The organism is Streptomyces sp. NPDC046860 (assembly GCF_040645115.1).
Lineage (GTDB): Bacteria > Actinomycetota > Actinomycetes > Streptomycetales > Streptomycetaceae > Streptomyces.
The window spans coordinates 355,198-368,521 of record NZ_JBEYXQ010000002.1 but is presented as its reverse complement, the minus strand read 5'-3'; the positions used below and the strand labels follow the sequence as shown (position 1 = coordinate 368,521).

The 13,324-nt window shown below is 73.0% G+C and carries 15 protein-coding genes and 1 riboswitch; of the genes, 10 read left to right on the top strand and 5 right to left on the bottom strand.

The window, feature by feature from the left end:
- Together ABZ898_RS05210 and bioB are read right to left on the bottom strand one after the other, a co-directional pair.
- A complete protein-coding gene (locus tag ABZ898_RS05210; RefSeq protein ID WP_361652926.1) occupies window positions 1-1,278 on the bottom strand; it encodes an adenosylmethionine--8-amino-7-oxononanoate transaminase in 1,278 nt (425 codons plus the stop codon).
- Window positions 1,271-2,509 carry a biotin synthase BioB gene (gene bioB, locus ABZ898_RS05205; protein WP_361652924.1) on the bottom strand — a complete coding sequence of 413 codons (1,239 nt, stop codon included), beginning with the start codon at window positions 2,507-2,509 and terminating at the stop codon, window positions 1,271-1,273. The genes ABZ898_RS05210 and bioB overlap by 8 nt, the downstream gene beginning before the upstream one ends.
- A gap of 167 nt (window positions 2,510-2,676) precedes the next feature.
- Here bioB and ABZ898_RS05200 point away from each other — a divergent pair, with 167 nt between their 5' ends.
- Complete coding sequence (locus ABZ898_RS05200; RefSeq protein WP_361652922.1) at window positions 2,677-3,807, top strand: 8-amino-7-oxononanoate synthase; 1,131 nt, start codon at window positions 2,677-2,679, stop codon at window positions 3,805-3,807.
- A 224-nt stretch (window positions 3,808-4,031) separates the two neighbouring features.
- Window positions 4,032-4,502: an ATP-binding protein gene (locus ABZ898_RS05195; protein WP_361652920.1), complete on the top strand. Its 471-nt coding sequence runs from the start codon at window positions 4,032-4,034 to the stop codon at window positions 4,500-4,502.
- Window positions 4,503-4,597: 95 nt separating this feature from the next.
- Here ABZ898_RS05195 and ABZ898_RS05190 read toward each other — a convergent pair whose 3' ends face one another.
- From ABZ898_RS05190 to ABZ898_RS05180, 3 genes are all read right to left on the bottom strand, one after another.
- Window positions 4,598-5,071 (bottom strand): C40 family peptidase, encoded by a 474-nt coding sequence (locus ABZ898_RS05190; protein WP_361652918.1) that lies wholly within the window; start codon window positions 5,069-5,071, stop codon window positions 4,598-4,600.
- 3 nt (window positions 5,072-5,074) lie between these two features.
- Window positions 5,075-5,256: riboswitch (cyclic di-AMP (ydaO/yuaA leader) on the bottom strand.
- Window positions 5,257-5,627: 371 nt separating this feature from the next.
- Window positions 5,628-5,936, bottom strand: coding sequence for a hypothetical protein (locus ABZ898_RS05185; protein ID WP_361652916.1), 309 nt, complete (start codon window positions 5,934-5,936; stop codon window positions 5,628-5,630).
- A gap of 7 nt (window positions 5,937-5,943) precedes the next feature.
- Window positions 5,944-6,570, bottom strand: coding sequence for an ATP-dependent Clp protease proteolytic subunit (locus tag ABZ898_RS05180; protein ID WP_361652914.1), 627 nt, complete (start codon window positions 6,568-6,570; stop codon window positions 5,944-5,946).
- A gap of 86 nt (window positions 6,571-6,656) precedes the next feature.
- Between ABZ898_RS05180 and ABZ898_RS05175 the strand changes: the two genes are divergently transcribed.
- The 8 genes from ABZ898_RS05175 (at window position 6,657) to ABZ898_RS05140 (ending at window position 13,322) form a co-directional block, all read left to right on the top strand.
- A complete protein-coding gene (locus tag ABZ898_RS05175) occupies window positions 6,657-6,959 on the top strand; it encodes a type II toxin-antitoxin system Phd/YefM family antitoxin (protein WP_361652912.1) in 303 nt (100 codons plus the stop codon).
- 161 nt (window positions 6,960-7,120) lie between these two features.
- Entirely contained in the window at window positions 7,121-7,423 is a 303-nt protein-coding gene (locus ABZ898_RS05170; protein WP_161147905.1) for an urease subunit gamma, read from the top strand.
- Window positions 7,424-7,434: 11 nt separating this feature from the next.
- Window positions 7,435-7,746: an urease subunit beta gene (locus ABZ898_RS05165; protein ID WP_361652909.1), complete on the top strand. Its 312-nt coding sequence runs from the start codon at window positions 7,435-7,437 to the stop codon at window positions 7,744-7,746.
- Window positions 7,739-9,460 (top strand): urease subunit alpha, encoded by a 1,722-nt coding sequence (locus ABZ898_RS05160; protein ID WP_361652907.1) that lies wholly within the window; start codon window positions 7,739-7,741, stop codon window positions 9,458-9,460. Before ABZ898_RS05165 ends, ABZ898_RS05160 begins: the two co-directional genes overlap by 8 nt.
- 8 nt (window positions 9,461-9,468) lie before the next feature.
- Window positions 9,469-10,143: an urease accessory UreF family protein gene (locus ABZ898_RS05155; RefSeq protein WP_361652905.1), complete on the top strand. Its 675-nt coding sequence runs from the start codon at window positions 9,469-9,471 to the stop codon at window positions 10,141-10,143.
- A 32-nt stretch (window positions 10,144-10,175) separates the two neighbouring features.
- Window positions 10,176-10,853, top strand: a complete 678-nt coding sequence (gene ureG, locus ABZ898_RS05150) for an urease accessory protein UreG (protein ID WP_361652903.1) — start codon at window positions 10,176-10,178, stop codon at window positions 10,851-10,853.
- The gene (locus ABZ898_RS05145) at window positions 10,841-11,614 is read left to right on the top strand and encodes an urease accessory protein UreD (RefSeq protein WP_361652901.1); all 774 of its coding nucleotides are present in this window, start codon (window positions 10,841-10,843) and stop codon (window positions 11,612-11,614) included. The genes ureG and ABZ898_RS05145 overlap by 13 nt, the downstream gene beginning before the upstream one ends.
- 112 nt (window positions 11,615-11,726) lie before the next feature.
- Complete coding sequence (locus ABZ898_RS05140) at window positions 11,727-13,322, top strand: alpha/beta hydrolase (protein ID WP_361652899.1); 1,596 nt, start codon at window positions 11,727-11,729, stop codon at window positions 13,320-13,322.
- Window positions 13,323-13,324 lie beyond the last annotated feature (2 nt).

Sequence of the window (13,324 nt, the reverse complement as noted above, 5' to 3'; positions counted from 1 at the left end):
TCATCCCTCCCGCGCCGCGGCGCACACCGCGCGCGCGATCCGTGCCACGTCCGCGTCGTCCGTGACGTACGGCGGCATCGTGTAGACCAGGTCGCGGAAGGGGCGCAGCCACACGCCCTCCCGCACGGCGGCCCGCGTCGCGGCCGCCATGTCCACCTCGTGGTCGAGCTGGACCACGCCGATCGCGCCCAGCACGCGCACGTCCCGGACACCGGGCAGACCGGCCGCCTCGGCCAGGCCGTCCCGCAGACCGGTCTCGATCCGCTTGACCTCACCGGGCCAGTCCTGCCCCAGCAGCAGCTCCAGCGAGGCGCACGCCACGCTGGCGGCCAGCGGGTTGCCCATGAACGTCGGCCCGTGCGCGAGCACGGGCACCTCACCGCGCGAGATGCCCTCGGCCACCCGCGCGGTGCACAGGGTCGCCGCCAGGGTCAGATAGCCGCCGGTCAGCGCCTTGCCCACGCACATCACGTCCGGCGAGAGGGCCGCGTGCTCCGCCGCGAACAGCGCGCCGGTGCGGCCGAATCCGGTGGCGATCTCGTCGAACACCAGCAGCACGTCGTGCGCGTCGCACGCCTCGCGCAGCACGCGCAGATACGCGGGGGAGTGGAACCGCATCCCGCCCGCGCCCTGCACCACGGGCTCCACGATCACGGCGGCCAGTTCGTCCGCGTGCCGCTCGATCACCGAGCGCAGATGCTCCGCGTGCGCCTCGTCGTACTCGGCGGGCGGCGCGTCGGCGAAGACCTGGAGGGGCAGCGCGCCGGACCACAGCCCGTGCATGCCGCCCTCCGGGTCGCACACCGACATCGGGTGCCAGGTGTCCCCGTGGTAGCCGCCGCGCCAGGTCAGCAGGCGCCGCTTGCCGGGACGGCCCAGCGAACGCCAGTACTGGAGGCACATCTTGACGGCCACCTCGACGGACACCGACCCGGAGTCCGCGAGGAAGACGTGCTCAAGCCCCTCGGGCGACATGTCGACAAGGTGCTTCGCCAGCCGGACGGCGGGCTCGTGGGTGAGCCCGCCGAACATCACATGACTCATCCGCCCCAGCTGCTCGCGCGCCGCCTCGTTCAGCACCGGGTGGTTGTAGCCGTGGATCGCCGACCACCAGGACGACATCCCGTCGACCAGCTCACCGCCGTCCGCGAGCCGCAGCCGGACCCCGCTGGCCGACTCCACGAGAAGCGGCTCGGTGCGGCCGGGCATCGGACCGTACGGATGCCACACGTGCCGCCGGTCCAGCTCCAGCAGCTCGGCCGCGTCCCGCTCAGGCATTGGGCGCGAGGTCCGTCCCGGCGCCCCGGCGGCGCACGGCGACCAGGTCGGTCCGCGCGTCGGTGCCGGCCGGCACCTCGGCCGCGGGCCCGGCCGTGCCGCACACCCCGCCCCCGGCGTGCGACCCGCACCCGGAGGTCTCCGCGTCCGGCCCGCAGCCGCCCGCCGCCGCGTCCGAGCCGCAGCCGCCCGCCGCCGCATGCGACCCGCAGCCGCCTCCGGCCGCCGCCCGGTGCTCCGGCAGCGTCACCTGGTCCGCGCCCTCCACCTCGAACCCGGCGTCCGCGATCATCTCCAGGTCGGCCTTGCCCGCCTGGCCCTCGCTGGTCAGGTAGTCCCCGAGGAAGACCGAGTTGGCCAGGTGCAGCGCCAGCGGCTGGAGGGTGCGCAGGTGGACCTCACGGCCGCCCGCGATCCGTACCTCCACGTCCGGGCAGACGAAGCGGACCATCGCCAGGATGCGCAGACACCGCTGCGGGGTGAGGTTCCACTCCTTGGCCAGCGGGGTTCCCTCGAACGGGATCAGGAAGTTCACCGGAACGGAGTCCGGGTCCAGCTCCCGCAGCGCGAACACCACGTCCACCAGGTCCTCGTCGCGCTCACCCATGCCCGCGATCAGCCCCGAGCAGGCGGAGAGGCCGGCCGCGTGCGCCTTGTGGACCGTGTCCACCCGGTCGGCGTAGGTGTGGGTGGTGGTGATGTCGCCGTAGGTCGCCTCGGAGGTGTTCAGGTTGTGGTTGTAGGCGTCGGCGCCCGCCTCCCGCAGCCGCTCCGCCTGACCGTCCGAGAGCAGGCCCAGGCAGGCACAGACCTCGACGCCCTCGTTCTGCTCCTTGATCGCCTTGATGGTGTCGGAGACCCGGTCCACGTCCCGGTCGGTGGGCCCGCGCCCGGACGCCACCAGGCACACCCGCTTGGCGCCCCCGGCGAGCCCGGCGGCCGCCGCCTCGGACGCCTGGTCCGGCTTCAGCCAGGTGTACTTGAGGATGCCCGCCGTGGAGCCCAGCCGCTGGGAGCAGTAGGAGCAGTCCTCCGGGCACAGGCCCGACTTGAGGTTGACCAGATAGTTGAGTTTCACCCTGCGGCCGAACCAGTGCCGCCGCACCTTCCCGGCCGCGGCCACCACATCGAGCAGGTCGTCGTCGGAGGTGGCGAGCACGGCGAGCGCTTCCTCGCGCGTCGGCGTCTCGCGCCGCAGTCCCTTGTCCACCAGCGTGTTCAGGAGGTCCATGGGGGTTGATCCTGTCCTACCCGACCGCCTCGGGCCAAGGAGACTTCGCACAACGACCGGCGTTCACCGTGTGGGTATTGCCACATCATGGGCGGCTCTCCACGCCGCTAGTGTCTGTCTGTTGTCTACAAATCCCTTGTCCGCGAAAGCGAGTCCCGGAGGAGCCCATGGCGTTCGGCTGGATCGACGAGCAGGCCGAGGCGCGCCGCCGCGCCGGACTCCTGCGGACCCTGCGCCCCCGCCCCGCCGACTCACCCCTGCTGGATCTGGCGAGCAACGACTACCTGGGCCTGGCCCGCCATCCGGAGGTCGTCGAGGGCGCGGCCGGGGCGGCGCGGACCTGGGGCGGCGGCGCGACCGGCTCCCGCCTGGTCACCGGCACCACCGAGCTGCACACCCGGCTGGAGAACGAACTCGCCGCGTTCTGCGGCTTCGAGGCGGCCCTCGTGCTGTCCTCCGGCTACGCCGCCAACCTGGCCGCCGTCACCGCGCTCGGCCCGCACGGCTCGCTGATCGTCTCCGACGCGTGCAACCACGCCTCCCTGATCGACGGCTGCCGGCTGGCGCGCGGCACCAAGCAGGTCGTCGGACACGCCGACCCGGAAGCCGTGGCCAAGGCACTGGCGACCCACCGGGGCGAGGCGATCGCCGTCTCCGACACGGTCTTCTCCGTCGACGGCGACGCGGCACCCCTGGGCCGGCTGGCCGAAGCCTGCCGGGAGCACGGTGCCGGACTGGTCGTGGACGACGCGCACGGTCTCGGCGTGCTGGGGGAGGGCGGCCGGGGCGCGGCGCACGCGGCCGGGCTCGCGGGCGCGGACGACGTGGTGGTCACCGCGACGCTCTCCAAGTCGCTGGGCAGCCAGGGCGGGGTGGTGCTGGGCCCGGCACGCGTGATCGCCCATCTGGTCGACACCGCGCGGACGTTCATCTTCGACACCGGTCTCGCCCCGGCCGCCGCGGGGGCCGCGCTGGCCGCGCTGCGCCTGCTCCGGCGCGAACCCGGGCGCCCGGCGCGTGTCCGCGAGGTCGCCGCCGGACTGCACGCCCGCCTGACCGCCGAGGGCCTGGCGGCGGTACGCCCGGACGCGGCCGTGGTCTCGGTACGGGCGCCGTCGCCCGACGCGGCCGTGCGCTGGGCCGCCGACTGCCGTGCCGAGGGTCTGTCCGTGGGCTGCTTCCGCCCGCCCTCGGTCCCGGACGGCGTCTCCCGGCTGCGGCTGACGGCCCGCGCGGACCTGTCGGACGCGGACATCGAACGGGCCGTACGGGTCATCACCGCCGTCCGGCCCCGCTGAGGCCGGGAAAAACCCCGTCAAATACGGTCTCGCGTCGTAGAGTTCACCCCGTTGAGCGACAGATGTCCGCGTATCTGGGGGGTTGGTTCCCCGGACCGGCCCGGTGATGGCAGGGTGACGTGCAGGCATCAGTGCGGAACCGTCCCGAAAACCCTCCGCCCCGCGTCGCCGCGCGGCCCGGGGGAGGTCGGCGGGCGGCCCCGTGGGAAAGGGACGACCTCGCCATGGCAGATCACCTGGAAGCTTCCGTCACGCTGCCGAGCGATCCCGCCTCGGTGTCCACGGCCCGGTCCTACGTGGTGGGCACCCTGGCCGGCTGGGGGCTGCCCTCGGACGACGAGGTGACCGACACCGTGCGCCTCATCGTCTCCGAACTCGCCACCAACGCCGTCCAGCACACCCTGGGCCAGTCGCCCACCTTCACCGTGGACGTCGTGCTGGCCCGGCACGAGCTGCTGCTGATCGGGGTGACGGACAGCCATCCGAGGCTGCCGAAGAGGCTCCCCGCCGCCGTCGCCCAGGACAACGGGCGCGGCATGGCCATCATCCGCTGCCTCACCGTCGAGTGCGGCGGCAAGCTGCGCGTCCGGCCGACCCGGGAGGGCGGCAAGACGGTCTTCGTCGAGCTGCCCTGGAGCGTCCCGCGCCAGCCGCTGGCCAACGCGGTCCGGCCGGAGGCATCTCCGGCCCGCTGAGCCGCCGCGGGCGCCCCGATGCCGGGGGCCCGCTCAGGAACGGCTCCCGGGGCGCGTACGCCCGCGCGGAGCCGCTCCCGCCGCGCTCGTCCGGGTCAGTTGACCCGGCCGTACCAGACGCTCCTGGTCCAGATCTTCTGCAGCCGCACCACGTCCCCGGTCTTCGGCGCGTGCCAGATCTTGCCCTTACCGGCGTAGATGCCGACGTGGTAGACGCTGGAGCCCGAGTGGAAGAACACCAGGTCACCGGCCTTGCGGCGGCCGGAGGAGATGTGGTGCGTCTTGTTGTACTGCTGTGCGGCCGTACGCGGCAGGGACTTGCCCGCCTTCTTGAACGAGTACAGCGTCAGGCCCGAGCAGTCGAACCTGCGGGGACCGGTGGCCCCGTAGCGGTACGGTGCGCCCTTCTTCGAGGCGGCGACCTTCAGTGCCTTCGTCGCGGTGGTCGCGGCGGAGGCGTCGGTGGCGAGCCCCGGCACCACGATCGAGCCGCCCACGGCGGCCAGAGTGAGGGCCGAGGCGGTACCGGCCCGGGCCATCAGCGACGGGACACGATTGAGCGCAGTCATGCGCAACCCTTCGTCAGCCGCCTGTGAAGGATGACCTGTCGGATTCGGGCTGGCGAAGTTGCCCGGCCGTGTCACCACGGCTTCACCCCAAGGGCTGCTCGGCACGGCCGCCCGCTGCTGCGGACGAACGTCCCGGCGACCCGTCTTGCTCGGGTCCTCCACTCCTGCCGATGCACTTCTGTCGACCGGGCATCCGGGCGGCGGCAGGACTCGGCGTCCGCCCGGACCGCCCCGCCGCTGTGGCGGGGGCTTGTCGTCAGACAGGGATCTTGGCCCACTCCTGTCCGAAAATCCCAATGGAACCGGTGGTTTGTGGGGTTACTCACCACTCACCCGTTCGGGTGGACAGCACCTTTCCCGAGTGACCGTCAACTGCATGCCGTAGCCCCGGACCTGGGCTTCCACGGTCACGGGACACCCCGCAGGGCGCGCGGCGCGCAAGTCGGCGAGCACGGAAACGGGCGCGGAGATACACCGGTCGGCGGTACCACGTTCGGCCCGTTTCGGCTCGGCGGACGGCGCGCGGGGCGCCGTCCGCCCGTGGGCGGCGTCCGGGTCAGCCACCGTCATCGGGCGGGAGCACGACGCGCGCGGTCCGGCGCTCGCCGTCCAGCACCCGCAGCGCGTGTGCCAGCGTGCCCCCGTACAGCTCCCGCTCGCCCCGCCCGTGCATCAGTGCGAGCGCGTCACGGAGCGCGGCCGCCGTACGCACCAGTGCCTGCGCCGCCCTGAGGGCCCGGTACGTGTCGCCGTGCCGGGCCGGGTTGATCCGGCCCAGCAGGTCGGCCGCCTCCAGATAACGGTCGATCAGCTCACCCTCGGCACGGGTCAGCGCGGGCAGCGGTGGTAGTTCCTCCGGCAGCACGGCCCGCTCACCGGGCGCCGGGGACGTGGTCGCGGGTGCCCACGACGCCGTCGACCAGGCCGTGCTCCAGGGCGCCGGCGGCGTCCAGCGCCCGCTCGCGCTCCAGGTCGGCGCGGACGGTGGCGGCGTCGCGGCCGGTGTGCCGGACGAACAGCTCCTCCATCAGCTCCCGCGCCCGGACCATCTCCGCCGCCTGGATCTCCAGGTCGCTGGGCTGTCCCCGCACCGGCTCGGCCAGCTCCGGCTGGCGGAGCACGACCCGCGAGCCGGGCAGCGCGAACCGCTTGCCGGGCGCTCCGGCCGCGAGCACCACGGCGGCCACCGAGACGGCCTGGCCCAGGCAGTACGTCGCCACGTCGCAGCTGATGTAGCGCATCGTGTCGTACACCGCCGTCATGGCGTGGAAGTCGCCGCCCGGACAGTTCAGGTACAGCGTGATGTCCCGGTCCGGGGCGGCGTGTTCGAGCTGCATGAGCTGGGCGATCACATCGGTCGCCGCCGCGTCGTCCAGCGGCGTGCCCAGCATGACGATCCGGTGTTCGAACAGCTTGGAGTACGGGTCGAGCGTGCGGCGGACCCCGCCCTCGCGCTCGGTGAACTCGGGCAGGACATGTCGGGCGTTCGATCGGGTCATGGCACACCCCTCCTGATCGGCGGGGCCGCTTCAGACCCCGCTTCTGTAAAAAATGTACAGGACGTACGTGACGTTAGAATGGGGTCATGGCCTACGAGATTCCGGTGACCCAAGCCAGGGCTGAGCTCGCCGACCTGATCAACCGCGTGGTGTACGGCGGTGAGCGCGTCACGGTGACCCGGCACGGCAAGCCGCTCGTCGCGCTGGTCTCGGCCGCCGACCTGGAGCGGCTGGAGGCGCTCGACGCGCAGGCCGCCTCCGACGCGCCGGAGCGGGACGAGCAGGTGATCAGCTCCGTCTCCGGCGTGCACGAGGTCCCCGCCTCCCCGCCGCTGGAGCGGCAGCGCTTCGGCATCGCCGCCGAGCACCGCCGGCCGGGCACCTCCTGAGGCGGAGGCGCGCCGAACACCCGCCGGTTAACAACGCCGAAACGCCGGCGAACTAGCCTTCGCTCCCACGCCACCAGGGGTTTTCGTCACGAGCCGGCCCCCAGTCGTGGCCGCGGCAACCGGGCCCCGCACGGTCCGGAGCGAGGACTGTGAGGTGGGACGTGCAGCTGACCCCGCACGAGCAAGAGCGACTGCTGATCCATGTGGCGGCCGACGTGGCCGAACGGCGCCGGGCCCGCGGCGTGAAGCTGAACCACCCGGAGGCGGTCGCGCTCATCACGTCGCACATCCTGGAGGGCGCCCGCGACGGCCGTACCGTCGCCGAACTCATGTCCTCCGGCCGCAAGGTGCTCACCCGGGACGACGTGATGGCCGGCATCCCCGAGATGATCCACGACGTCCAGGTGGAGGCCACCTTCCCGGACGGCACCAAGCTGGTCACCGTCCACGACCCGATCGTCTGAGGGGCGCCGCGATGATTCCCGGAGAAGTGCTGTTCGCGGACGGCCCGGTCGTCTGCAACCAGGGGCGCGAGGTCACCCGGCTCACCGTCCTCAACGCCGCCGACCGGCCCGTGCAGGTCGGCTCGCACTACCACTTCGCCGAGGCCAACCCCGGCCTGGACTTCGACCGGGCCGCCGCGCGCGGCAAGCGGCTGAACATCGCCGCCGGCACGGCCGTCCGCTTCGAGCCCGGCATCCCCGTCGAGGTCGGACTCGTCCCCCTCGGCGGCGCCCGGATCGTGCCCGGACTGCGCGGCGAGACCGGAGGCGTCCTCGATGCCTGAGATCTCCCGCGCCGCCTACGCCGACCTGTTCGGCCCCACCACCGGCGACCGCATCCGGCTCGCCGACACCGACCTCCTCGTCGAGATCGAGGAGGACCGTTCCGGCGGCCCCGGCGCCTCCGGCGACGAGGCGGTGTTCGGCGGCGGCAAGGTCATCCGCGAGTCCATGGGCCAGTCCCGCGCCACCCGCGCCGAGGGCACCCCCGACACCGTGATCACCGGTGTCGTCGTCGTGGACCACTGGGGCGTGATCAAGGCCGACGTCGGCATCCGCGACGGCCGGATCACCGGCATCGGCAAGGCCGGCAACCCCGACACCATGGACGGCGTCCACCCCGACCTCGTCATCGGCCCCGAGACCGAGGTCATCGCGGGCAACGGACGCATCCTCACGGCCGGCGCCATCGACGCCCATGTGCACTTCATCTGCCCGCAGATCGCCGACGAGGCGCTGTCCTCCGGTGTCACCACCCTGGTCGGCGGCGGGACCGGCCCGGCCGAGGGCTCCAAGGCCACCACCGTCACGCCGGGACCCTGGCACCTCGCCCGGATGCTGGAGGCGATGGAGGCGTACCCGGTCAACGTCGGCTTCCTCGGCAAGGGCAACACCGTCTCGCAGGAGGCGATGCTGTCCCAGATCAGGGGCGGCGCCGTCGGGCTGAAGCTGCACGAGGACTGGGGTTCCACCCCGGCCGTCATCGACGCGGCCCTCACGGTCGCCGACCGCACCGGCATCCAGGTCGCCATCCACACCGACACCCTCAACGAGGCCGGTTTCGTGGGCGACACCCTCGCCGCCATCGCCGGGCGGGGCATCCACTCGTACCACACCGAGGGTGCCGGGGGCGGGCACGCGCCGGACATCATGACGGTCGTCTCGCAGCCCAACGTGCTGCCCAGCTCGACCAACCCGACCCGGCCGTTCACCGTCAACACCGCCGAGGAACACCTCGACATGCTGATGGTCTGCCACCACCTCAACCCGGCCGTCCCCGAGGACCTCGCCTTCGCGGAGTCCCGCATCCGGCCGTCCACCATCGGCGCGGAGGACATCCTCCACGACCTCGGCGCGATCTCGATCATCTCCTCCGACTCCCAGGCCATGGGCCGCGTCGGCGAGGTCATCCTGCGCACCTGGCAGACCGCCCATGTGATGAAGCGCCGCCGGGGCGCGCTCCCGGGCGACGGCCGCGCCGACAACCACCGGGTACGGCGTTATGTCGCCAAGTACACGATCAACCCGGCGCTCGCGCAGGGTCTCGCCGCCGAGGTCGGGTCCGTGGAGACCGGCAAGCTGGCCGACCTGGTGCTCTGGGAGCCCGCGTTCTTCGGGGTGAAGCCGCTGCTGGTGCTGAAGGGCGGCCAGATCGCCTACGCGCAGATGGGCGACGCCAACGCCTCCATCCCCACCCCGCAGCCGATCCTGCCCCGCCCGATGTTCGGCGCCATCGGCCGGGCCCCGGCCGCCAACTCCCTCAACTTCGTCTCCGAGCTGGCGATCGAGGACGGCCTGCCCGAACGACTCGGTCTGGGCAAGGAGTTCGTGGCGATCGACTCCACCCGCGCGGTCACCAAGGCCGACCTGTGCGAGAACGACGCCATGCCGGACGTACGGATCGACCCGGACAGCTTCGCCGTGCACATCGACGGAGAGCTGGTCGAGGCGGTACCGGCGGCCGAACTGCCCATGGCCCAGCGTTACTTCCTCTTCTGAGGCCGCTGATGTCAAGAGCCGCGCTGCTCGTCCTGGCCGACGGCCGCTTCCCCGCCGGAGGGCACGCCCACTCCGGCGGGGCGGAGGCCGCGGTCAAGGCGGGCCGCGTCACCGACGCCGCGACCCTGGAGCACTTCTGCCGGGGACGCCTGCACACCACCGGCCTGGTCGCCGCCTCCCTCGCGGCGGCGGCCGTACTCGGCATCCCCGCAAGGGAGTTGGACGCGGCCGCCGACGCCCGCACCCCGTCACCGGCTCTCCGCACCGCCGCCCGGCGACTGGGCCGTCAGCTGGTACGGGCGGCCCGCGCCACCTGGCCGTCACCCGAACTGGACGATCTGGCACGGCAGTTCCCCAAGGGGGCCCACCAGCCCGTCGTCCTGGGCCTCACCGCCCGCGCGGCCGGCCTCGAACCCCTGGACGCGGCCCACTGCGCGCTGTACGAGAGCGTGAGCGGCCCCGCGACCGCCACCGTGCGGCTGCTCAGCCTCGACCCGTTCGACGCCACCGGCGTCCTCGCCCGGCTCACCCCCGAGCTGGACCGGGTGGCGGACCGCGCCGTGGAGGCCGCCCGGCGCGCGCTGACCGAGGGAGCCGACGACCTGCCCGCCGAGTCCGCCCCCCTGCTGGAGATCGGCGCCCAGGCACACGCGGCCTGGCCCGTCCGCCTCTTCGCCTCGTAGAGGCCCTGAACCGACCGCACTTGGAGCCGTAGATGCATCTCGACCACCCCCACACCGGCCCGGCGGCCGTCGGCGCCGACGCACACCGCCCCGACGGCACCCGGCGCGCCCTGCGCATCGGCCTCGGCGGCCCGGTCGGCTCGGGGAAGACCGCGACCGTCGCCGCGCTGTGCCGGGCGCTGCGCGACGAACTCTCCCTCGCCGTCGTCACCAACGACATCTACACCCGCGAGGACGCCGAATTCCTGCTGCGCGAGGCCGTGCTGCCGCCCGAGCGGATCACGGCCGTGGAGACCGGCGCCTGCCCGCACACCGCGATCCGCGACGACATCTCCGCCAACCTCGAAGCGGTGGAGGACCTGGAGGACGCCGTCGGCCCGCTCGACCTGATCCTGGTGGAGTCCGGCGGGGACAACCTCACCGCGACCTTCTCCAAGGGGCTCGTGGACGCCCAGGTCTTCGTCATCGACGTGGCCGGCGGCGACGACATCCCGCGCAAGGGCGGCCCCGGCGTCACCACCGCCGACCTCCTCGTGGTCAACAAGACCGACCTCGCCCCGTACGTCGGCTCCGACCTCGCCCGGATGGCCGCCGACGCCAAGGCGCAGCGCGCCGAACTCCCGGTGGTCTTCCAGACGTTGCGCGTCGAGGGCGGGGTCGGCGAGGTGGCCGGGTGGGTGCGCGAGAAGCTCGCGGCGTGGACCGCGTGACCGGAGTCCGCGCCCGCGCCCGGATCGAGGCCCGCGCCGACGGCCGGGGCGGCACCGCGCTCCCGGTGCTGGAGGGCGACGGCCCGCTGGCCCCGCGCCGCACCCGCGCACACGGCACCGAGGCCCGCGTCCTGCTGGTCGGCGCGATGAGCGGCCCGCTCGGCGGCGACCGCTTCTCGATCGACGCCCAGGTGGGGGAGGGCGCCCGGCTGCACCTGGGGTCGGCCGCCGCCACCCTCGCCCTGCCCGGCCAGGCCAAGGGCGAGGCACGCTACGACGTACGGCTCGACGTGGCCGCCGGGGGAGAGCTGCGCTGGCTGCCCGAGCAGCTCATCTCGGCCCGGGGCAGCGACCTGCACGTCACCACCCGTGCCGAACTGGCGCCGGGCGCACGGCTGGTCCTGCGCGAGGAGCAGGTGCTCGGGCGGGCCGGTGAGGAGCCGGGGCGGCTCACCAGCAGACTCACCGTCCGCCTCGCGGGCACCACACTGCTGGACCAGGAGCTGTCGTGCGGCCCCGGCGCGCCGGGCGGCTGGGACGGGCCGGCCGTGCTCGGGGGACATCGCTCGGTCGGTCAACTGGTTCTCGTAGCGCCCGAGTTGCGGCAGCACTCGGCGGAACCCCGGATGCTGGGGGAGGACACCGCCCTGATGCCGCTCGCCGGACCCGCCGTCCTCGTCAGTGCCGTGGCGCCCGACGCGCTGGCCCTCCGGCGCCGCCTGGACGAGGCGCTGTCGCTACTGACCGCCGATCGGAACTGACCATCCGTTTATCGGATTGGTAAAGAAGGTCGACCAACCCTGTTCTCAGACGGCTCACAGCCGCGAGGATTCCCCGCCTGACCACTCGCAGTGAAGTCACGGAGGGGGCCCCTTGAGGGAGAACAAGCCGAAGAGCCGTCTGCTGGCGCTCAGTTCGGCCGGAGCGCTCGTCACCGCCACGCTGATAGCCGGCGCGGTGTCGGCGCCCGCGGCCAGCGCCGACAGCCGCCACGGCCAGGACCGCGAGGCCCGCGGCGCCGCCACGGCCGCCGCCCGCGCCGCACAGGCCGGCATCGACTGGCAGGACTGCCCCGCCGACTGGGGGCTGGAGAAGCCCATCCAGTGCGGCTGGGTCACCGTGCCGCTGGACTACGCCAAGCCGTACGGCAAGCAGATCAAGCTCGCCGTCGACCGCATCGGCAACACCGGCACCAAGGAGGAGCGCCAGGGCGCCCTCATCTACAACCCCGGCGGCCCCGGTGGCTCCGGCCTGCGCTTCCCGCGCCGGGTCACCACCAAGAGCGCCCTGTGGGCCAACACCGCCAAGGCGTACGACTTCGTGGGCTTCGACCCGCGCGGCGTCGGCCACTCCGCGCCCATCTCCTGCGTCGACCCGCAGGAGTTCGTCAAGGCGCCCAAGGCCGACCCGGTGCCCGGCAGCGAGGCGGACAAGCGCGCCCAGCGCAAGCTGGCCCGCGAGTACGCCGAGGGATGCGCCGAGCGCAGCGGCGAGATGCTGCCGCACATGACCACGCCGAACACCGCGCGCGACCTCGACGTCATCCGGGCCGCGCTCGGCGAGAAGAAGCTCAACTACCTGGGCGTCTCCTACGGCACCTACCTCGGCGCCGTCTACGGCACCCTCTTCCCCGGTCACATCCGCCGGATGATCGTCGACAGTGTCGTCGACCCCTCGCGCGAGAACATCTGGTACGAGGCCAACCTCAACCAGGACATCGCCTTCGAGGGCCGCTGGAAGGACTGGCAGGACTGGGTCGCCGCCAACGACGCCGCCTTCCACCTCGGCACCACCCGTGCCGCCGTGCAGGGCCAGTGGCTCAAGCTGCGCGCCGCCGCCGCGAAGAGCCCGCTGGGCGGGGTCGTCGGCCCGGCCGAGCTGATCTCCTTCTTCCAGAGCGCCCCGTACTACGACTCCTCGTGGGTGCCGGTCGCCACGGCGTTCAGCAAGTACGTCGCCGGTGACACCCAGGCGCTGGTGGACGCGGCCGCGCCCGACCCGTCGGACACCGCGGGCAACATCTCCGCGGAGAACGGCAACGCCGTCTACACCGCCGTCGAGTGCGCCGACGCCAAGTGGCCCACCAGCTGGCAGAAGTGGGACCGGGACAACACCCGGCTCCACAAGGACTACCCGTTCATGACCTGGGCCAACGCCTGGATGAACCTGCCCTGCGCCACCTGGGGCGCCAAGCAGCACACCCCGGTCGAGGTCGGCACCCACAAGGGTCTGCCGCCCGTGCTGATCGTGCAGTCCACCAACGACGCGGCGACCCCGTACGCCGGTGCCGTCTCGCTGCACAAGCGGTTCAAGGGCTCCCGCCTGATCACCGAGAAGGGCGCGGGCTCGCACGGCGTGACCGGACTGGTCAACCCGTGCGTCAACCAGCGCGTCGACGCCTACCTGCTGAGCGGCAAGCTCGACGGTTCCGACGTCACCTGCGCACCGCACGCCACGCCCCAGCCGTAACG